Origin of the sequence: Clostridium sp. DL-VIII (assembly GCF_000230835.1) — a bacterium.
Taxonomy (GTDB): Bacteria; Bacillota; Clostridia; order Clostridiales; family Clostridiaceae; genus Clostridium.
Map to the genome: position 1 here is coordinate 3,994,466 of NZ_CM001240.1, position 22,384 is coordinate 4,016,849.

The following is a 22,384-nucleotide window of genomic DNA, read 5'->3' on the forward strand; positions in this document are numbered from 1 at the left end:
TTTTTTAATCTTGTTTATGAAGTTTTTGATAATACTTATTTTCATGTGCATTATCAAAAACTTCAATTATACCCTTTTTTAATTTAACATGTTACCCAAATTTAGAGATTTCAAAAACTATTAGAAGATATTTCCCTAGTAATTGAAATCTTCGGCCTTTAAGTTGTTTACATAACCTAAAACGTCATCTAATTTCTCCGAACAATATAGTGAATCTGTGCCACCTCCATGATAATAAACACAAAATTCACTCTTGTTTAAATAGAAAATATGGTAACTTCTCTCTCCTACTTGTCTTTGCCCTAAGCAAACCTCATCACCACGACCAGCTAAATTTCTCAATATCTTGCTACCTGCATCTACGTTTTTCAGCCCATCTAACTCAGCAAACCTTGTAAAAAACTTAAATTTATCCATAGTTTTCATATATCGCACTCCATTCAAAACTTTTATTAATTAATAATATTCAATAAAACTTAAATATGACAAAGCTTGATATACAATATCATTAAATAATTAAAACTGAGACCCTCTGAATCTAGAAAGCCTCAGCTATTTTTATTATATTATTTACTTATCTTATTTATTAAGCTAATATTTATAACTCAAATTCCGTGATACTCAAAAAGTACGTCCTTCAGATATTACGAAATCATATCCAATATCGTTTTTTCGTCAATTCCATTTTCAGCTGAAATTGAATATGATATGCCGTCTTTTTCCCATACAGCTAAGTTATATTCTTCACTTTTGTTTCCTTCTAAATTCACATTTAGTCCATTTACTTTAACTGTCTTCTTAACTTGGTACACATTATAATCCCCACTTATATTATCAGTGCCTATACCTGCTCTGAAAGTTATATTGCTATTACCATTATTATAGTCTACTTGTATTATTTCATTTGATATAGTGCTTACGTTTTCCATTTCATAACCTTTAGGCACTGTTTTTAATGAATTTACTTTTAAATTTAATGCTTTTTCAGCTTCATCTAAGGTCTTATATTCTTGATTATAATTTACATCTTCAGCTGACATAACTGAGTTCTCTGAAACATTATTATCTGTATTATTTACTCGCATTTTATCCAGCATTGCATCTTCAGATTCTGCTTTTGGCTTTGTGCCTGCTACATTTCTATTTTCCTTTTTATCCCCAGGAGGTGTTTGGGTTTCTGGCCTTGTTACATTACTATTTCCTTTATTATTAACAGCTTCTTCTGTATTTGTTTTTGATGAAATATTTGAATTTCCTGTAGCTTTATTATCATCAGTTGGTGCTGCTTGGCTTTGCACTACCTCTGAGCCTGAGTTTGATTGTGAGTTATACTTGTTTTTTTCTTCTGTTTCTATTTCTGAGCTGGCATTATTCTCTTCTTTTTTAGAACCATCACCACTATTATGATTATTCTTATTCTGATTTAAGGTTTGATCTTCTTTATTATTACCAGAGACTTCTTTGCTATCCTCATTATTAACCACTTCATTATCATCACTGGATTTTAAGTCATTATTTTCATCATCATGATTTTCTGATGCTTCATTCTGTTTTAGACCATCAGGTGCACTTTTTAGAAGCATAGGATAAGCTTTAGCTATACTTAAACATAAAATTACAGTAAATCCTGCTGCAGCTGCCTGCATATTTCTTTTAATATTATTAGATTTTTTTACCTTTGGTAAAGTAGTTTCAACTTTAATATTTTTTTCATCACCATTTTCACTTGCATTCAAGACATTTTGGAGTATTCTTTTTTTCATATCATCATTCATTACTATTTTATTTATTTCTTCATTATATCTCTTACTCAAAATCATACTCCTCCTTTAGCTCTTTTTTTAGCAGGTTTCTTCCTCTGCTAAGTAATGATCTTACTGTTGCTTCTTTCCTATCCACTATATTTGATATTTCAACCGTGGTATATCCTTCATAATAATATAAATGAATGATCTCCCTATATTTCAGTGGGAGCTTTAGAACCTGATTTAAAACATTATTATCTTTATATTCATCGTAATAAGGCATGTCCGTTAATTCTACATGCTTTTTAAACCAAGCTGATTTCAATTTATTTTTGCAGATATTTCGGACGACACAAATAAGCCAATGCTTTTTATGTTCCTCGCTTTCAAATATTTCCATATTTTTAAGCAATTGTATAAAAACATCTTGAACAGCATCTTCTGCATCATATATATTTTTCATATATGAATATGCAAGTCTCAGCAGCATATCTCCATACTGATCCAAATCTTGTGAAATAATTTCATCCGTACGCAATGAAACCTCTTTCATAAAAAACTCATCCTTCCATCCAGCAGCACAATGTATTCCTTACACTTAGACTTATGTGGTAACTTACCGAAATCATAAATATTTTTATTCCGAAAAACTATAAAAATATTTATGATTTCTAGTGAAGAGACCAACTTAGGATCTAACAAGTGTGAATAATTATTCTATATATAAGTTAAGTTTATAAATTGTTTATCTATATAGATAAACAATTCAAGAATTTATATATATTATCTATTTTAGTTAAACTTTTGTGTGTACCTATACTAGAAATTATATACATTTTTATGAAATAGGCATTTGAAATTAAGCTGATGAAAGTTCTTAAGCAGAGAACCCAAATCTGTGATTTGGTGTGAATCGCTTACTCAGTGAACGAATGTGAGTCGAGTTTCCTCTATAGCTTGTTCCATTTACTGCTTGTCACGAACTTGTTTCGGGGGCATGCAGAAATGGATGCAAGCTCGCATTTAGAACTTTCCAGTGAAAATTTCATAAGTCCTATGGAATAAAAATGTATGTAATTTCGATTAATCACCACATAAGTTTAAGTTCAAAGTTGATATCTATGATTAAAATGTGCTTTTTACTATTTTTATTATATCATCTTGAGCCATGCCAGAATTTACTGAAATAGAATATGACATGTTATTTGCACTCCAAGCCGCAACTTTAACTAGATTATCGTCTCCTTTTAGTTTAACATTGCTACCATTTATATTTATTGTACTATTAGTTGTATAGTTATTGTAGTCACCACTTATATCTTCAGTTCCTTGTCCCATTCTAAATAAAATATCACCTTGATTACTTACATAGCATATTTGAAATAACTCTCTTGATATAGTATTTATATACTTGATATTATATTTACCTAATAATTCCTTTGGAACTGTGATTTTATATTTTAATATTTTTTGAGCATCTTCTATAGTGTCATAATTTACGACTGGATTTATTAAATCGTCAACACCTGGAGTCTGAATTCCTTCAGTAGATGCTGGACTACCATCCCATTTACCGCTTTGATCTACTTTATATCCATCTGGAGTCACTGTATTTACAGCCATTTCTCCATCATCTAACAAGTAATACCACACGCCATTAGTTTGAACCCAACCTTTTTGCATTATGCCATTATTATTCATAAAATACCACTTATTATTTATTAACTTCCATCCTGTTGCAAGATCTCCATTAATTGAATAAATCCATTGTCCATCTTTATTCCTTACAAAAAAACTGCCTACTGTTTTTTTATCATTTAATATCTCATTATACAAATTAATTGGTACATATACAACATTATCAATCTTTATAGTTTCCGCACCTAATATATGCATCATCATCACTGACATAGAATTAGGATCATTGTTTAATATAAAATAACCATCTGTTCCTACATAAACATTTACTTTAATTTTACCATTATCTAAGGTTATAGTTTTATCATCATTACCTGCCTCAACTTTAAACCCAAGACTTTCTGCTGTAGTGTTTAGCGGAACCATAATCTTACCTTTATATATTGAAACACCATTTACTCCAAGCTCTATATTTTTCCCGCCTATCGATACCTTGTTGATATCCACATCTTTAGGTGCAGAGTTTGATATTGGAATATCACCTCCGATGATCTGCGCTGGATTAGATTTATGACTAAATGAATCTGCTGCAAATGCTTGAGCTGACATCCCCATAATTGTTACTGCTGTTAATATACCTATCATTAATTTTTTCATAATTTTATCTACTCCTTCTAAGCTCGTATAATCGAGTATTATATTTATTTTTATGTGCTTATATCTTAATTTTTCTTTTTAGACACATGAATGAAAATAACAAGTCCCAAAATTGCCATGAATATATTTATTTCATCAGACAAGAAGACAGATAGCACTCATAGTTGACCGGACATATTAAGTTTATCTGCCTAATCAGCCTGATACAACATAGCCTACTAGAGGGACTAGCAGATGGACTAGCTATTTTTCAATTGTGTCTTCTATTAGTAATACAATCCAACTTAGAGAAGTGTTGCAAAAAATCATAAAATTTTATAAAAAATCTTAAAATCTAAAAACAAGACTTATACTTTACTCAATCAATGATGTCATCTTTCCTAAGTAGTATACGCATAAAATATGGAGTGCTCTGGTACAAGCAGTGTAAATCAAAAGCCTCTCCTCCTCACAATTGTAATTTTCATTTCCTGCATTATATATAAGCACTACATCAAATTCTAATCCTTTAGCAAGATAAGAAGGGATTATCAAGGTATCACTCACATATTCATCATCATCCTTCACTATTACCTTAACGTCAATCTTATCTTTTAAGAAATTATATACCTCATTTGCTTCCTTTGCGGTTCTTGTTATGATACCAATGGATTTATATTTTTTCTCATTATATATTTTTATATCTTCAAGAAGTTTTTCTTTTATTGCATCTTCATCTGAAAATCCAAGAAGTAAAGGCTCTTCTCCACTTCTTTCTACACATTGAGCCTCAATCTCCTTTTTTAGCAGCCTTCTTGAAAACTTAGTAATTTCCATTGTGGATCTGTAGCTTTTAGTTAAATTTATTATGCAGGTACTATCTTCTGTGAATATATGAGAGATATTCTTATAATCGCCTACATTCATGAATGGGTTTATGGATTGATTTAAATCTCCAAGTATAGTCATACTTGCATGGTTAAAGAGCTGATAAAAAATTTCATATTGCAGCGGTGAATAGTCCTGGGCCTCGTCAATAATAACGTATTTAATTTCTGAGGTTTTAGGAAGATCTCCCAGTGCACCTTTTAGATATAAGAGTGGCGGCTGATCCTCATAATTAAGCTTTCGTATCCTTAGGTTTTCTAAAGTATAGCCTTTTATTTCATCAATTTTTTTCTCCTTGTATTCAATATTTAAATCTCTTAAGAAAAACTCTAGGTTCTCAAATAGCTTTTTATAAATATCCAGTAAATTAAACTCTGTCATTCTATTGATTTCATAATAAAGCTGTTTTAGCTCGTCCTTTACTCTAGCTGTACTATGTTTCATAATTTCAATTTTATCCATATACGAATCCGAATTCTTAAGTTCATCAGCTACTTCTTCTATCCGATGTTCTTCATAAGGTTTTAAAAGAAATAAAATTCTCTCCCTTATCTTTTGAAGCCTCCTCTTTAGTGGCAGCTGTACATAATCTTTGAAATACAGTTCTTCTAAATCCCGCGTAGAAATTATCAGCTTGCCTCTAAATGTTATATCTTTAAAGTTTCTATCCATTTTTTCTAGGAAGATTACGTACCTCTTTAATATATCTATAAATTCCATTGAAGCTTTAAATTTTATATTATCGATCCTTATTTGATAAGCTGCTTCCTTCTTTGAGGTTAAAATAGCCTCCATCATTTCGCTATAATTTTCTTTGTTAAGCTCACTGCCTAAGGCTTTGTGCATATACTCCTTAAACGTAGTCTGATTCATATTATCTTCTCCAAGTTCAGGTAATACATTAGAAATATACTCATTGAAAATGTCGTTTGGAGAAAATATCACTATATTTCGAGGAGTTATTTTATCTCTATTCTTATATAAAAGATAGGCAATTCTATGAAGAGCAACAGATGTTTTCCCACTTCCAGCAGGCCCCTGAACAATCAGGTTTTTATACTCATCATTACGAATCACTTTATTCTGCTCTCTTTGTATAGTTGTTACAATAGCCTTCATCTTGCTATCAGTGTTTTTGCTCAAGATATCCTGTAATACTTCGTCATCTATCTTAAGGTTGCTGTCAAACATATACTCAAGTTTACCATTATTAATCTTATACTGCCTTTTAAGGGTGAGTTTCCCATCTACAGTTCCTTCAGGGCATTTATACTCTGCTCCTCCAATTTCATAATCATAAAACATGCTAGAAATTGGAGCTCTCCAGTCATATACTAGAAAGTCAAAATCATCATTAATAAGATTGGATATTCCTATATAGCACTTTTCAGCCCTCTCCTCACCTTTTTCAATAAAATCCATCCTTGCAAAATATGGTGACAAAAGTACTTTTTCGTATTTTTCCTCAAGCTTTCTTGTGAACTCATGGCTTCTCTTCTGTATTTTCATGGTATTAATAGACTGCATGAAACCTACAATTTGTTCTAATCCATTTTCTATAGAAACAGAACCTACATCCTCCCATAACTCCCTTTGCAGTTCAATTGCGTCACTTTTAAATTTTTCTTTGAAATTACGTTTTTCATCAAATTGTTTTTGAGCTTCTTTAAGCACCTCCTGCAGCCATTCATGTTCAAGTTTCCATTCTAAGTCATTATTGTTCATAATGTTTCACTCCTTTAAAAAATAATTTAGTGAAATTATTTCCAAACACTATTGACATCACTTTCTTGAAGATGTATAATATAGTTAGAGAAGTATATTATACATAATAATTTATGCGATATCTAATTCATTGTATCGTTTTTATTTTGTTGTGTCAATAAAAAAGATATTTGTCATTGGATAAATATCTTTTTTTGATGCATTTTAATATTTATCTTTATTCACTCCGTCATATCAAAATCTAAAAATAAAATCATTTCTAAGATTATATATGAAACCTTTTTCTAAATCTATAAAATAAAACCCACAAAAATCCAAAATTCAGATTTTCATGGGTTTTTAGATATGTCTAAAGTAGAAAATTAGTTTATTGTTGCCACTGCAGCTAGACGTTTTAGTTTTATTATTACTTATTCATACAACTACACTCACTCATATCACTGTCATTTATATATTTCTCTTTTCCCAATTGGTCATGTTTTATTTTCCTTATAGTAATATAATACGCAAAAGCAAGTGGAATACATGATCCAAACCATGCTAAAGGATTTGATAAACATACCCCTAAAAATCCAAATGGTCCTGATAACATTATTGCAGCAAAAGTTCTCATTAATAATTCCATAATACCTGCAATAGTTGGAATAAAGCTTTGGCCTAAGCCTTGAAGGGTATATCTATATATAAAAAGCAGCGAAAGTACAAAGTAAAAAATTCCATTAGATGTTAAATATGTTTGTGATAATGAAATAACTTCTTTTTGCTCATCTCCAACAAACATTGCTGTTAGAAAATGGCCTCCAAATATATTAATAATTGCAACAATAACACTGAAGGTTACTGATATAAGAATGCATTTTCTTACTCCTTCTTTTATTCTTTCATATTTTTTAGCACCATAATTTTGAGCTGTATAGGTAGCCATTGTAATACCAAAGGACATCATTGGTTGAATTGCAATACTATCAATTTTTTGAGCTGCTGTATATGCAGCAACAGAAACAGCACCTAAATTATTAAGTGCAAATTGTACTATAAGAGCACCAATTGCTATTATAGATGCTTGGAAGGCCATCGGTAAGGACATCTTTACATGTTCTATAAAAACATCCTTTGATATTTTTAAATCATTCTTTTTTAACTTAAGTATTGGTAAGTTTCTTTTTATGTACCATATGCATAATAAAGCGGAAACTCCTTGTGCTATCACAGTTGCAAGTGCAGCTCCTCTTACCCCCATTTTAAAAATCAAAATAAATCCAAACTCTAAAACTACATTTAAAATACATGCTACCACTAAATATAGTAGTGGCGTTCTACTATCACCTAATGCTCTTATAATGTTTGAGAAAAAATTAAAAAACATTGATGCTATTATTCCAAGAAATATAATAAATACAAAGTTATATGCATCCTCTATAATTTCCACTGGTGTATTCATTACCTCTAATATAGTCCTTGCAAAAATTGTACTTATAACAGTAAGAATTATAGTTACTATCATACTAATTACTATACCTGTAAAATAACTTTCTTTAATTGCCTTTTTATCACCTGCACCAAATTTCTGAGCCGTAATAATTGAAAGACCCGCTGTTAAACCTTGAGCAAAGCCCAAAATCAAAAACATTATACTGCCTGTACAACCAACGGCAGCTAAAGCATTAATACCTATAGTACGTCCAACAATAAATGTGTCAGCTATACTATAAAATTGTTGAAATATATTACCTATTAATAATGGAACAGTAAATAATAATATTAACTTAGCAGGATTACCTTGTGTTAAATTTCTAGTTCCAGCCATAAAATCGCCCCCTAAAATCTTCGTAAAATTTCATTTATAACATCGTAATCATATAAAGTATAATTATATGAAATATACAAGTATTATCAAGATTTATTTTATCAATCATCAAAATACTGCATAGCACTACAAATTATACTCTATCTATTCATAAAATGTTACAATTAATTTTTCCATCATGAAATTTACTTTTAGGTTACATGGATTATAAACACTACCTTATCTTCATACCCTCTCTGTACATTTTCTTTACTTCTCTACCTACCTATAAAGAGCAATAGTGCTTCTAGAAGAGGTCATTTAAGCTGCTTTAACTTTCCCTCTTTATGTTTAAATATAAAAAATATATAATAGTATTATACTTGTACAAACTTAATAAAAGCAATTTTAGATTAATCGCATAAAAAATAATAAGCCGAAGCCCCGACGTATTTTTGGGGATTGTGCCTTACTAGGAGAAATGAGAATTATGAATATTGTTAATCATTTTAAAACTATAACTAATCATAAATTATTAGTTATGAAGTATTGTTTTAAAGCAGGTTTATATAAACAAGGATTACTTCATGATCTGTCTAAATATTCATTTGTGGAGTTTTCAGCTGGAATGAAATATTATCGAGGATATGTAAGTCCTAATAGTATTCAAAAAACTGTGGAAGGATATTCAGCAGCATGGCTACATCATAAAGGCAGAAATAAACATCATTTTGAATATTGGATTGATTATGGAATAAATGAAGAAGATGGCTTAATGGGAATGAAAATGCCTGTTAAGTATGTTGTAGAAATGTTTATAGACAGAGTATGTGCTTCAAAAAATTATTTAAAAGAAAAGTATGACGATAAATGTCCACTCGCCTATTATGAAAAGAGAAAACATTATTATATATTACATAAAGAAGTAAGAGAACTTTTAGAAATCTTACTTAATAAACTTGCCAATGAGGGAGAAGATAAAACTTTTACATACATTAAATTTATATTATCCCATTCCGATGTAGGCAATACCAAATATTAATTACTAATGCGATACATGTGACTGCTATAATTCCAACTGCTATAGGCAATGTTATTTTCCGAGAACTTTTACCGATTATATAAAATATAATCGCATCATTTAATACAACAACTAATACACTTCTAGCAATAAGTTCTTTCAAAACATTCATAGTATCACAACTCCCTTTCATAAAATATCATTATTATGATATTTTATATTCTGGTTAATCTATGCTCTAATTATGTCACCAATTTAAATATTGTTTATATAATTATACAAATAATTGTAATTAATATTTTAGTATTAGTACATGAATACGGTAATATAGCAGTAAAATTAGCAAAAGTATACCAACAAAAATAATAACTCTGTCTAATTTTTTATTATTAACATACTTATTGCTCAAGCTATATAATACCAGTCCAAGAAAGCCTCCAACAGTATTTGTAATTACATCTGTTATGTCTGCCGCTCCAATAGCGAAGATAAATTGAATTAGTTCACAAGTAATGCTAAAAACCAGTATCAAAGTAAGCTTAGATAGAAATCTAACTTTTTTGAAATTGACATTCAAGAGCACACCAAAAGGAATAAAAATTATAATATTGTCTATTAGCTCCCCGAAATTAATACTTCCATTTAACTTTAAAGGAAAAGTAAATGGATCTAAGTTAAGACTTCTATGATGATAATTAAATACTGACAAAATATTGTATTGTAATTTGAATAAGACTAACCAGATTAGTATCCCTAAATATAAAGCTAGCAATCCTCTAGATAACACTTTTCCCATATAATCTCTTCTAATTCTTTTTTGTAAATTTTCTCTAGCTAATTGATTGGATGCTGTCATTTTATCTAATCTCCTTTACCTTTTGTATTACATTTCAAATTTATGTAGAAGCAAAATCTATTTTCTTTTCATATGAGAGAAGCTCTCTTTCTGAAATTACGAAAGCCTACCCGATTTGATAACTTCATTCTATCAAAATGGGATAGGCTTTCTCTAAATAAGTACTTATGAATTTCTTAAGATTTCCTTAAGATGCATCAAATCTTAATCATATTTAAGAACAACAATACCAGAATAATCATTAATATTCTCTTGGTTTAATTCCAGTATATCTTGTTCCTTTACTTTAAGCCCTGAAGCTGATATAAATTTATCAACCTTGGCAAATATGAAACCAAATATTCCCAATGCTTTCGTTCTGTAGTGCATAGGTATAACTACTCTAGGTTTTAGCTGCTTCATTACATTAACTGCATCAACGGCATCAATTGTAGCCATCCCGCCGACTGGAAGAAGCAGTATATCTACATTACCTATTTCCTTTACAATATTAGCATCCAGAGTATGTCCAAGATCTCCACAATGACAAATATTTATTCCATCAACCTTAAAGTTATATATGGTATTTTTGCCCCTCTTAGCTCCTGAAGCTTTGTCATGAAATGTCTGTATACCCTTTATCTCAATCCCATCTTTTGAAAAAGTCCCTAATTCATTTATATGCATAAAGTCACCGCTGACTGCCTTTATATTATTGTGATCACTATGTTCATGACTAGTAGATACTATATTTGCTTCAATTTCAGGCAATTTATACCCCAACATTTTTTTATAAGGATCTGTTAATATTTTTGTTCCATTTTTAGAAGTTATCATAAAACATGATTGTCCAAACCATTTAATCTTCATTTAAATTATCCTCCTCTAAATATTTTCTCTTCTTTCATATATAATTATCTCCTAATTATAATCATGAAAACCCATTTATTCCATGCAATATTTTAATATCCATGGATATTTTTAAGATAAAACTCTAAAGGACTTATGCCTTCAATTTTTTTAAATATCCTGCTAAAGTAAAATTCATCAGTAAAGCCAAGCATTTTAGCTACTTCTTTTATTTTTTTATCATCAGCAATAAGCAATTCTTTAGCTTTATCAACTTTTATTTTATTAAAAAACTCTATAACAGAATATCCTGTAGTCTCCTTAAAAACTTTAGATAAATATTGGGGCGACAAGCTCACTAGCTCAGATAAATCCGTTAAAGTAATTTTATTATCTATATTATTTAGCATATACTCAATTACTTTATCAACCTTTAAGGACACTGAATAATTATTTTTATTATTTTTTATATTTTGGAAAATCTCAAATAATAATTCCCGAAATAAAGTTTTCGTTACGAACTCATAAATTGGAAGTTTTGCCATCCAATTATCTACTAATTTCTTAAATGCATTATTAACCAAATAATAATCCTTTAATTTTTGCACAAAATCTAAAGGCAAAGTATCAACTTTATCTGTAATATTCCATTTATTATTATCAAATCCTACTATTGCATAACTGAAATGTACTGAAAAAAAGTAAATAGGATCCACAGATTCAACTTCTACAGAGTATTGAACATTTGGACAAAGATATAACAAAGTGCCTTCCTTAAGTTGATAGCTTTTATGTGGAGTTCTAATATATCCATTACCCGTAGTAATTAAAATTAATACATGATGCTGAAGTGTTCTATTAATTCTACTTAAATGTTTCATTTCTTCACCTAACTGCTTACAATTACAGTAGTGAATATGAAAAATTAAGTTTTTCATTATATTCATAATTTCCTCCATGATAATCTAAGTTAAATTCAAAAATTAGTATGATTAAGGTAATATTCTCATATTTATTACAATTATAATTTTTGTAAATTAATACTATCTTATAATTATTTATTGGAATCACTAGAATTCTTGTTCTATTTTAACATATCTAACAAAAATATAAATGAAAGTGACATAATTACTACATAGTTCATATAAGTAACATTGAAAGAAGGACTATTTTATTAAACATATTTCAATGAAGTAACACCAACATGCGTGATGTTGAAAGACTTTATCCTTTATCAATACTGTTGTATACAACTAATGCATCAGTAATATTATACTGCTGCGAATGGTGATCGCCTTTTGCACCAGCTGAAATTAAAATATATTCTTGTCCATCCACTTTGGCGAGACTCGCAAGACATAGACCGGCCTCATCGGTATATCCAGTTTTTCCTCCTAAAATTTCTCCGCCAACAATGTTTTGATTTTTGAGTTCTTCAAACATGGTACTGTTAAAGGTTATCCCGCGAGGATGCTTATTCGTAGGTGCTGTGGAATGACGAGATGAAGTAAAAATTTCCCTGAAGGTATCATTCTTCAATGCATAGCTTAGAAGAATAGACAAATCTTTGACTGTTGTATAATGATTTTCATTTTGAAGCCCTGTGGCATTTTCAAAATGAGTGTTTTTCATCCCAAGATCAGCCGCCTTTTTATTCATCATCTTTACAAAATTCTGCTCTGAACCTGCAATTTGATCGGCAAGGCCAATACAGCACTCCGCACCGCTTGGCAGCAGTGCCCCGTATAACAAATCGATTGCCCTAACCTGCTCACCTGGTTTAAAACCTGCCATTGATGCATCTGCTCCATACAGTCCCTGAAACGCAGAATTTGTCAGTTTGATTTCTTCCTTTAGATTAGATAAATTTTCTATGGCAACAATGGCTGTCATCATTTTAGTCAAAGAAGCAGGATAGATTTTTTCTTCACTATTTTTCTGCATTAGGACGGTATGATCTTTTAAACGAATCAGAATTGCATTAGGACTATTCAGCTTGTCAGGAGATATAGGAACAGAAGAATCAAACGATGAAGCCGATGTTATTCTACCGCCATATTCTTTCTCAAAGATGTGCTGATATCCCGAAACAATAATATATTTATAAACAAAAGTAGTAATTCCAGACATCAACAGAACTGCTACATATATTAGTATTTTTGACTTTTTCTTTTCTACTTTTCGTACCATAATAAAACAACCCCTTATTCTGTGCTGATATTATTTAAACACAGAATAAGGAGCTATTTGGGAATTCTATCTTATGAAATTCTTAAGATTTTCTTATGACGGGAGATTTACTGTAAATGTAGTATGCTCTGCGTTGCTTCCCACAGAGATTGTTCCATTGTGTGCCATGACAATTTCTTGTGCGATTGCCAACCCTAACCCTGCTCCGCCGGTATTTGTTGAACGTGCCGAATCTAATCGGTAAAATTTTTCAAAAATAGTTTCAAGCTTTGCCGGCGGGATTGGATTTCCTTGATTAGTAAAAGTTATAACAATATTTTTATCCTGCTGCTTAGCAGAAATGTCAATAACACTGTTTTCATAGCTATAAGCTATGGCATTTTTCAGAATGTTATTGAACACACGTGCCAGTTTGTCTGCGTCTCCAAACAACGTAAGACCGTCAGGTACATTGACTGCCACCTGTTTTCCTTGTGGGTTCAGCATTGGATAGAATTCATCTGCCATCTGCTGGAGCATGAACAGTAAATTGATTTTCTCTTTATTCAAAATAATAGTTTGAAGATTAAATCTTGTAATTTCAAAAAACTCATTTATAAGCTGCTCTAATCGATAAGCTTTTTCTAAGGTAATACCAACATATTTTGCCTTCTGCGCAAGGGGCATATCAGAAGCTTCATCCAAAAGACTTAAGTATCCTATAACAGATGTCAAAGGTGTCTTTATATCATGAGCCAAGTAAACTACCAAATCATTTTTGCGTTGCTCAGCATCAAGTGCAGCCTTCTTTTGCTTTTCCAAATTGTTTTTTATCTGATTTAACTTATTTTCCATAAAATCCAATTCTGGCGATAATGTAATTTCATCATTTGATTCCTCTACAAGTCTATCCATTCCGGCGCTGACTTCATCAAAATATTTTGTAAACCAAGATGAAACAGAAAATAGAAAAAATATAACTAAAAATATTATAATTACAACAAAAAGGATTATATCCATATTGTTGCGAATTACAAGTTGATAGATTATTTGTGCGTCTGAATTGTCAAAATTAAAAGCGCTCACTAAAAATCGAACAATACGATTTCCAATCTGTCCACGCAGGATATAGCGCAATAGATAAACAGTCACGGCAGCGGCCGCTGTAATCAGAAGCATTTGAGAAAATACCTTTCTTTTTAACTTAGAATAGTCATTATTTCTCTCACTTTTCAATTTTATAGCCAACCCCCCATACCGTTTTGATATATTTAGGATGTTCTGTACTATCATGCATTTTTTCTCTTAGATGCCTAATATGAACCATTACAGTATTATTGCTGTTAGTGAAATACTTATCTCCCCATACCTCATGGAACAATTCTTCCGAACTTACCACCCGTCCACGATTGGAGCAAAGAACCCAAAGAATTGAAAACTCTGTAGGTGTTAGAGATAACTTTTTTTCATTCAGCGTACATTCATGGGTATCCATGTCCAATACCAAGCCGGAAAAAGCAATCAAGTGTTCTTCCTGATTTTGCTCAGCAGAATTATACTTCGTAAATCTGCGAAGCTGTGCCTTTACACGAGCAACAAGTTCCAAAGGGCGAAACGGTTTAGTTATGTAATCATCCGCACCTAGTGTCAATCCGGTAATTTTATCAATTTCTTCTTCTTTAGCAGTCAGCATGATAATAGGAAAATTATGATTTCCCCTAATTTTCTGGCAGAGAGTAAAGCCATCAATATCCGGCAGCATGACATCAAGTATCGCAAGCTCTAACTGTTCCGATTCAACACATCTGAGCGCATCTTGACCGTTATAAAATTTGTATATTGTAAAACCCTCATTTTTTAAATAAACTTCAATTAAGTCCGCTATGGACTGCTCATCGTCTACAACCAAAATATTAATACTCATAAATTCTGTCCTTTCTTCCTGATTAAACACTCATTATTATAGTATCTCAAAACAAAAGTTTATATCATAATAATTTTCTTATGAAAACCTTAAGGCTTTATTAACATAGTGCTTTAATCTTTATGTAAGTCATTTAATTATTCATACAATTTCCTAATGCTTCTTTATATGATAGCACACGCATACTATTTAAAACTCTTTTGATATTCTTTATTGTGCTTGAATAAAAACAAATCTTTATTTGATATTCTCATACATAATAGTAAATCAAACGATATTATTTGTCGATATGATAATAAAAATTCAAAAAACCTTCAGGTGAATAGAACTCTGAAGGTTTTTCAAATAAAATATTATATGGAAGTTGTTTTACAAACCACTAATCTATTGTCCCAAATTTACTTTTTCTCCATCACTTAATAAATTTTGGCCTTCAGTAATGACATCCAAGTCTTCCTGCACTTCACCTGTTACTTCTGTAAATTTATCATCTGAAATTCCAATTTCAACCGATACCTTCTTAACCTGACCATTATCAACTGTATAAAGATAATTTACACCATTCTCCATCTTAATTGTTTCATTTGGGACCATCAAGATATTGTCCTTCTTTTCAGCTGGTAAAGATATTTTCGCAAACATACCTGCTTTTATATCATTATTAGAGTTATCAATTTTAACTTTCACCACATAGAAGTTATTTTTAGAACTTGTATTTGGGCTGATATTATCTATTACGCCAACTATTTTGGCATCTGGCAATGCATTTATAGCAACCGGTACAGATAGCCCTACTTGAATTCTCTCAAGCATTTTGTCAGGAATATTTATTTCTGCATTTAAACTACTATCATCTATAACAGTAACAGAACCTGATTGGGTGCTAGCAAGCTGCCCTACTTCTACGGCTTTTTCTGATACAACTCCAGCTATTGGTGCTATAATGGTAGAATTATTTATTTGATTTTGTATAATATCAACTCCTGCCTGTGCTTGTTCCACTGATGCTTCTGCTGCCTTTGTGGCCTCAGGCCCTGACTTACTCTTTAATAGTTCTAAACTATCTTGCGCGTTTTTTAAATCTATGGTTGTAGAATCAAATTGGGATTTTGCGTCATCCAAGTCCTTTTTAGATGCTGCTTGTGCTAAATACAAAGCTTGTGTTCTGTCATAACTGTCTTTTGCAGTATTATATTGAATTTGCAACTTTCCTACTAGCTGTTCCGCTTGCAATAATTGCTGTGTAAACCCTGAGTCGCTTGTTTTTTCTAAGTTAGCACTAGCTACACTAACTCCAGCCTGTGCCTGCTCAAGTTGTGCTGTGTAATCTGTAGTATCCAATGTAAATAATGTCTGACCTACACTAACTTTGTCTCCAACATTTATATCTACAGTTGCAACTCTCCCTCCTGTTTTCGGTAAAACCACTACCTCTTTTTCAGGTTTTAAGTTACTTGCATATTCTACACTTGTAGAAATTGTTCCAGTTGTTATTTTTTCCGTTTTCACATTTTTAACCTCTTGCATTACTTCTACAGGTTTCTTTTTAGCAATGATAGAAATGATTATGATCACAACAACCACTAAAACTATGCCTATTATTAAAAGCTTTTTATTTTTCTTTAAACCCTTAAACTTCATAGGTGCTGCCCCCCTCTAGGTTTTGATTTTTCTTCTTTTTAAAAGATACTACTCCTTTTAAATCATCCATTAGTGTATAAATAATTGGTAATACAATTGGTGAAAGGATTGTTGATGCAACCATCCCTCCAATGATTACTATAGCCATACTCTTTTTCATTTCAGTTCCTTCACCCATAGATAAAGCAACTGGCAACATGGAAACAATCATTGTTGAACTTGTCATTATTATTGGCCTTAACCTAGTAGCACCTGATTCTATAAGAGCATCTCTTAAATTCATCCCTCTTTTCATAAGAGTATTGGTATAATCTATAAGTAATGTACCATTTTTTGATGCTAGTCCTTCTAACATAATTAATCCAATAATGGACATTAAGTTTAGTGTCTGCCCAGTTAGAGCCAATAACCCAAAAGCTCCTATGATAGCACAAGGCAGAGCCATCATTCTTATAAATGGAGTTAGAAATGATTCATAAAGTACTACTAAAATCATATAAACAAGAGCTAAGGATGCACATAAAGCAAGTCCAAGAGAAGAAAAACTCTCTGCCATATCTTTTTGATTCCCTCCGAAGCTTATACTGTATCCATCAGGAACTGAAAGAGCTTTTAGTTTAGCATTAATATCATTTGTAACTTCCCCAAGTACTCTACCTTGAAGATTTGCTTCAACAGTAACCATATCCTGCTTATCTTCTCTAGATATAGAAGGATCGCTATCTATATTTTGAATAGAAGCAACTTGACTAAGTGGAATTTGCTGTCCTAATGAATTTGTAACTTTCAAGGATTTAAGATCCTCAGCACTCTTTATTTGACCATTTTCAAACTTAAGCGTTATATCGTTTTCCTCATTATTTGATCTGTACACTCCCACATTAGTTCCTGCGAGTGCCATTCTAACAACACTACCTATATTAGTAGTAGAAATATTGTACTGAGTAGCTGCAAGGCTGTCTATATTTACCCTGAGTTCACTGCTTCTTGAACTTGAAGAGTTACTTATATCAGTGACTCCAGGAACTGTGTTTAGTAATTTTTCAACTTCATCTGATAATCCTCTTATAGTATCTGAATCATCACCTTTTATTTTAATTGATACAGGCTTACTACTACCACCAGATGAAGAAGACTCTGATACATTAAAATCTACTCCAGACATATTTTTACCAAAGACACGAATCTCACTTGCAAGTTCACTTTGGCTCTTTTTACGTTCACCCTTAGGAATTAAGTTAACGTAAATCTGAGCTATAGATTTATCTGCACTTTCTTGTCCATCATGCCCAATCAACGAAAAATAATTTTTTACCTCTTTTGTTCCCTGTAAGTATTTTTCTACCTCCGAAACTTTCTCGTCCGTTTGTTTTAAAGTAGATCCTGGTGAAAGCTTTAGATTAATGGTAAAAGAACTCTGGTCAGCCATAGGTATAAACTCTGACTTTAGCACTCCAAGTGGAATAAGCGCCACACTAAAAACAACCCCTGCAATAACTATAGCTAAAACTTTTTTCCTGTTATCTAAAGACCATATGAGAGCTTTTTTATATGCCTCTACTAGTCTTTCAAAAGACCATTTTTTATTAGAACTTATTCTACTGAATTTAGAGTTTATTCCACTAAATTTAGAATTCATTCTTCTCAAAAAGTTATTCTTTTCTTTTTTTTCATTTTTCTCTTTATTATTTCTGTTTGTTAATAGCCTTGACGAAAGCATTGGCGTAATTGTAAAAGATACAATTAGTGAAAACATAGTAGCTGCAACTATTGTAAGTCCAAATTCCTTAAACATCTGCCCAACTAAACCTGACACAAGTGAAATTGGAGCAAATACAACAACATCGCATAAACTTATAGCTATTGCTGCCATACCTACTTCCCTACGTCCTTCAATTGCTGCGTCTAGTGGATTTTTCCCCATATCCATATGCCGCTGTATATTTTCTATAACAACTATCGAATCATCCACCAGAGTACCTACAACAAGAGATAACCCCATCAAAGACAGCATGTTTAAGGTAAAGTGCATCTGATACATCATAAAAAACGTAGCAACCAGTGATGTTGGAATTGCAATTAAAACTACTAAAGAAGAACGGAAACTACGGAAGAATAAATAAAGTACAATTGCAGTAGTTATAATTCCTTCTATAAGATTATGTTTTATTTGAGTAAGTGAAGAATTAATAAAAGTAGTAGTATCCATTAGAATATTTACTTCTGTTCCCTTTGGAAGTGTCTTGTTTATATCGGCTAATTCTTTTTTTACAGAATCAGCTACTTCTACTACATTTGAATCACTTTGTTTTCCAATGATCATCGCCATAGTCTTATTGCTATTAAACCTTGTTAACACGGTAGCATCCGGAACCTCTAAATCAATTTTTGCAATGTCACCAAGACGAATATTTACTCCATTACCAGCAGGTATTAAAAGATTTCTTGCATCATCAACGGTATTAAACTGGCCAATAATTCTAACAGATTGATCTAAGTTGTCTTGTTTAATATCCCCAGATGGTATATTAACATTTGACGCTTGCAAGGTTCCTATTAAAGTATCCACATTAACTCCATAATACTCCATAGTTGCTTTGTCAATTTTTATCATCAATTGCTTCTTATCTGCGCCAAGCAATGATATATTTCCGACTCCAGGTATTTTTTCTAACTTTTGTTTTAAAATATCAGATTGATTATAAAGCTCTTCATAACTAGCATCACCATTTACCGAAACTATCATAATAGGTATTGCATTCATATCCATTTTAAACAAAATAGGTTTATCTGCTTCTTTAGGAAGTTTTGCTGAAGCAAGTTCAACAGCTTTTTGAACATCTAAATATGCGGTGTTTATATCTGCGCTCATCTTAAAAGTTATTGTAACAGTACCAGACCCTTCCCCTGAAGTAGAATTAAGAACGTCAACACCACTTATTCCTGATACCGAATCTTCAATTGGTTTTACAACATCTTTTTTAATATCTTCTGCACTGGCGCCATTATATGTTGTCATTATTGATATGACAGGAATATTCATAGAAGGCATTAAATCTGCTCCCATGCTTTTATATCCCATAACTCCAAGTCCAATGAATAAAATTACCGCCATCCACATGGCAGCTGGTCTTTTCACCGATATCTCAGTTATACTCATTTCGTTCCCCCTTATTCCATGTTACTAAATTTTTACTCATTATCTCACTCATTTTTAGTATATCATTATTTGTAAAACTATAAATAATTTTCCAGCACTTAACACAAAAATAGTTAAGTCTAAATAAAACCACTTCTTACATGTATGCTAACTGTACCCTAATTAGAATAGTTTTCTTATTAAAATATGAACTATTTCAAAAGATGAATATGACATTTTTAGCACCATTTTATCTACAAAATGATTACAAAAGTATTTTTTAATGATATTATTTTAGTTAGAAGAATTGTATTATTTTAATTTAAATAAATGTATACTAAGTCAATAATATGAGTGAAGGAGGCTTTATAATGTTAATAGATCCAATTAAAACTTATACCTATAAAGATTATTTGTCTTATGATGAAAATGAGCGAATAGAGATTATAGATGGCGAAATAATTAATTAATAGTAAAAATATAGTACAACCAGATATATCCGTTATATGTGACAAAAATAAATTAACTGATAAAGGCTGTACTGGTTCACCAGATATGATTGTTGAGGTTGTATCGAATTTTAATCCCAGAAATGATTATATAAGAAAGCTAAATCTATATGAACAATTTAAAGTTAAAGAATATTGGATTGTGAACCCTATGAGAAAAAATATATTAGTTTATATCTTAACTAAAAATGGATATGATGCTCCAATAACTTACACATTTACTGATAAAGTTAAAGTTAATATTTATGATACTCTTGAAATAGATTTTAATTCTATTGAAGTATAAGTACTTATCCCAGTTAAATAAGGACTGTCGCCTTAGGAGAATCAACTGCAATATCCTGAATTAAAACTTTAATTCAGGATATTGCAGTTTTTGTTCTTTGAGCGGGCAGCCCTATTTTTTAAAATATTATCTATATTCTATTTTACCATCAGGGTACTTTGCAAATCTTCCTTTTTCTCTTGGATGAACAAAATCATCTCGATCCCATGGCCACCCTCCAAAGCCAGTGCTTCTATAATCAGCAAAAGCATCCCTAATTTCTTTATCAGAGTTCATTACAAAAGGTCCATAACTTACGACAGGTTCACCAATTGGCTCTCCCTCTAAGAGCAGAAGGCAGCTTTCCTTTGAACCATTTTTTATTTCTATTATTTCATCTCCTGCAAGTTTTACACTATGATAATTCTCAATACTTGTTCCTTGGATATTTATTTTATCTCCTTCATAGAAATAAACAGTTCTGTTTAAGGTAGAAGATACTTTAGGAAGCTCTATACTAGCTTCAGGTTCCATGCGGATAAGGCAGATTCTTACATGATTATCCTTTTTACCAGCCCATGAATTAGGCGAGGAATCCAAGCTCTTAATACCATTATAAGAACCGAAAATCAGTCTTATTGTACTTGTTTTTCCATTACCATCTTTAGACTGTATTACTGGTATATCTTCTGCCCAAAGCATTTTATAATGTGGTTCTACAAACTTATCTTTTTTAGGCAGGTTCATCCAAATTTGAAATAGTTCAAGCGGATTATCTTTTTCTATATTAACTAAAGGAAACATTTCTGTATGATTGCAGCCTTTGCCTGCAGTAAGCCACTGTACATCGCCAGCTCCATATCTGCCTGTAGCACCTGCTGAATCTGCATGATCAACATACCCATTTAGAACTATAGTAACTGTTTCAAAACCTCTATGTGGATGCTGTGGAAATCCTGGAATAACATCTCCATGATACATATTCCAGCCATCTACTCCCCTAAAATCATTGCCAATAATTCTGCCTGCTAGAGATGCATCTGGTCCCATTTCATTATTCCCCTTTGGATATGCATCCTTATGGTGTGCCAAAAATAGAAAAGGGTCACTTGTCCCCCATTGAGAACTTAATTTATTTATTTTAATTACATTATTTTTCATCATTTTTACCTCCTTGAATAAGTATTACTTATACTTAACCCATTAAATTTATCTAAATCAACAAACAAAACAATTATTAATTGATAATGATTATCTGATAATTTAATTTTAGCATAACTTTTATTACTTGTATATTGTTTTAGAAGCATCTAGAATATTCATAATAGATTAACTTCTCAATTTATGGTACAATCAAGTGTAAAATTGCATAAAAAACAATCTAAATGATTGTAAATTTTATTTTAGCGCAATATAATACTAACTTGATACTTTTATTAAAGTGATTTAAAATTGGAGGAATATATGAATAACAAAAATATAGAAATGATGAAAAAATTAATAGAAGAAAAGAAACAAAAAGGAAATAACACTAAAAATAATGAAAAACCAAAAAAAGTTATAGGCAGAATGCTGTTGCATAGTGGAAGAACAACTCAATAAGGCACAACAACA

18 protein-coding genes and 1 pseudogene are annotated in these 22,384 nt (G+C 31.2%); 3 read left to right on the forward strand and 16 right to left on the reverse strand.

Translation table 11 applies throughout. From position 1 onward, the window contains the following. Nucleotides 1–135: 135 nt before the first annotated feature. From CDLVIII_RS18355 to CDLVIII_RS18380, 6 genes are all read right to left on the reverse strand, one after another. Nucleotides 136–426, reverse strand: coding sequence for a hypothetical protein (locus tag CDLVIII_RS18355; RefSeq protein WP_009170963.1), 291 nt, complete (start codon nt 424–426; stop codon nt 136–138). Nucleotides 427–644: 218 nt separating this feature from the next. Continuing rightward, a complete protein-coding gene (locus CDLVIII_RS18360; RefSeq protein WP_009170964.1) occupies nt 645–1,820 on the reverse strand; it encodes a hypothetical protein in 1,176 nt (391 codons plus the stop codon). Then, nucleotides 1,807–2,298, reverse strand: coding sequence for a sigma-70 family RNA polymerase sigma factor (locus CDLVIII_RS18365; RefSeq protein WP_009170965.1), 492 nt, complete (start codon nt 2,296–2,298; stop codon nt 1,807–1,809). Before CDLVIII_RS18365 ends, CDLVIII_RS18360 begins: the two co-directional genes overlap by 14 nt. A 572-nt stretch (nt 2,299–2,870) precedes the next feature. Further along, nucleotides 2,871–4,040 (reverse strand): stalk domain-containing protein, encoded by a 1,170-nt coding sequence (locus CDLVIII_RS18370; RefSeq protein ID WP_009170966.1) that lies wholly within the window; start codon nt 4,038–4,040, stop codon nt 2,871–2,873. Between the two features lie 354 nt (nt 4,041–4,394). Continuing rightward, complete coding sequence (helD, locus tag CDLVIII_RS18375) at nt 4,395–6,632, reverse strand: RNA polymerase recycling motor HelD (protein ID WP_009170967.1); 2,238 nt, start codon at nt 6,630–6,632, stop codon at nt 4,395–4,397. Between the two features lie 406 nt (nt 6,633–7,038). Next, nucleotides 7,039–8,439: an MATE family efflux transporter gene (locus CDLVIII_RS18380; RefSeq protein ID WP_009170968.1), complete on the reverse strand. Its 1,401-nt coding sequence runs from the start codon at nt 8,437–8,439 to the stop codon at nt 7,039–7,041. A gap of 469 nt (nt 8,440–8,908) precedes the next feature. Here CDLVIII_RS18380 and CDLVIII_RS18385 point away from each other — a divergent pair, with 469 nt between their 5' ends. Next, a complete protein-coding gene (locus CDLVIII_RS18385; protein WP_009170969.1) occupies nt 8,909–9,460 on the forward strand; it encodes a DUF5662 family protein in 552 nt (183 codons plus the stop codon). On the opposite strand, the gene CDLVIII_RS30075 is transcribed toward CDLVIII_RS18385, so the two are convergent. The 9 genes from CDLVIII_RS30075 to CDLVIII_RS18425 form a co-directional block, all read right to left on the reverse strand. After that, nucleotides 9,420–9,611, reverse strand: coding sequence for a hypothetical protein (locus CDLVIII_RS30075; protein WP_009170970.1), 192 nt, complete (start codon nt 9,609–9,611; stop codon nt 9,420–9,422). The two genes, CDLVIII_RS18385 and CDLVIII_RS30075, sit on opposite strands and share 41 nt — an antisense overlap. Before the next feature lie 120 nt (nt 9,612–9,731). Beyond that, on the reverse strand, nt 9,732–10,235 hold the full coding sequence (gene vanZ-A, locus CDLVIII_RS18390) for a glycopeptide resistance protein VanZ-A (protein ID WP_035302421.1): 504 nt from the start codon (nt 10,233–10,235) through the stop codon (nt 9,732–9,734). A gap of 264 nt (nt 10,236–10,499) precedes the next feature. Continuing rightward, a complete protein-coding gene (locus CDLVIII_RS18395; RefSeq protein WP_009170972.1) occupies nt 10,500–11,144 on the reverse strand; it encodes an MBL fold metallo-hydrolase in 645 nt (214 codons plus the stop codon). 92 nt (nt 11,145–11,236) lie between these two features. Further along, on the reverse strand, nt 11,237–12,070 hold the full coding sequence (locus CDLVIII_RS18400; RefSeq protein WP_009170973.1) for an AraC family transcriptional regulator: 834 nt from the start codon (nt 12,068–12,070) through the stop codon (nt 11,237–11,239). A 277-nt stretch (nt 12,071–12,347) separates the two neighbouring features. After that, the gene (locus tag CDLVIII_RS18405) at nt 12,348–13,313 is read right to left on the reverse strand and encodes a D-alanyl-D-alanine carboxypeptidase (protein WP_009170974.1); all 966 of its coding nucleotides are present in this window, start codon (nt 13,311–13,313) and stop codon (nt 12,348–12,350) included. Nucleotides 13,314–13,406: 93 nt separating this feature from the next. Beyond that, nucleotides 13,407–14,528 carry a vancomycin resistance histidine kinase VanS gene (gene vanS, locus CDLVIII_RS18410; RefSeq protein WP_009170975.1) on the reverse strand — a complete coding sequence of 374 codons (1,122 nt, stop codon included), beginning with the start codon at nt 14,526–14,528 and terminating at the stop codon, nt 13,407–13,409. Beyond that, nucleotides 14,518–15,216 carry a VanR-ABDEGLN family response regulator transcription factor gene (vanR, locus tag CDLVIII_RS18415; RefSeq protein ID WP_009170976.1) on the reverse strand — a complete coding sequence of 233 codons (699 nt, stop codon included), beginning with the start codon at nt 15,214–15,216 and terminating at the stop codon, nt 14,518–14,520. The genes vanS and vanR overlap by 11 nt, the downstream gene beginning before the upstream one ends. A 384-nt stretch (nt 15,217–15,600) precedes the next feature. Next, nucleotides 15,601–16,857: an efflux RND transporter periplasmic adaptor subunit gene (locus CDLVIII_RS18420; RefSeq protein ID WP_009170977.1), complete on the reverse strand. Its 1,257-nt coding sequence runs from the start codon at nt 16,855–16,857 to the stop codon at nt 15,601–15,603. After that, nucleotides 16,847–20,017, reverse strand: a complete 3,171-nt coding sequence (locus tag CDLVIII_RS18425) for an efflux RND transporter permease subunit (protein ID WP_009170978.1) — start codon at nt 20,015–20,017, stop codon at nt 16,847–16,849. The genes CDLVIII_RS18420 and CDLVIII_RS18425 overlap by 11 nt, the downstream gene beginning before the upstream one ends. A gap of 350 nt (nt 20,018–20,367) precedes the next feature. Between CDLVIII_RS18425 and CDLVIII_RS30080 the strand changes: the two are divergent. Beyond that, nucleotides 20,368–20,791: pseudogene (locus CDLVIII_RS30080) on the forward strand (Uma2 family endonuclease). 126 nt (nt 20,792–20,917) lie between these two features. On the opposite strand, the gene CDLVIII_RS18435 reads toward CDLVIII_RS30080, so the two are convergent. Beyond that, nucleotides 20,918–21,934, reverse strand: a complete 1,017-nt coding sequence (locus tag CDLVIII_RS18435) for a pirin family protein (RefSeq protein ID WP_009170980.1) — start codon at nt 21,932–21,934, stop codon at nt 20,918–20,920. 300 nt (nt 21,935–22,234) lie between these two features. Here CDLVIII_RS18435 and CDLVIII_RS31435 point away from each other — a divergent pair, with 300 nt between their 5' ends. Then, the gene (locus CDLVIII_RS31435) at nt 22,235–22,372 is read left to right on the forward strand and encodes a hypothetical protein (RefSeq protein ID WP_009170981.1); all 138 of its coding nucleotides are present in this window, start codon (nt 22,235–22,237) and stop codon (nt 22,370–22,372) included. Nucleotides 22,373–22,384: the final 12 nt, after the last annotated feature.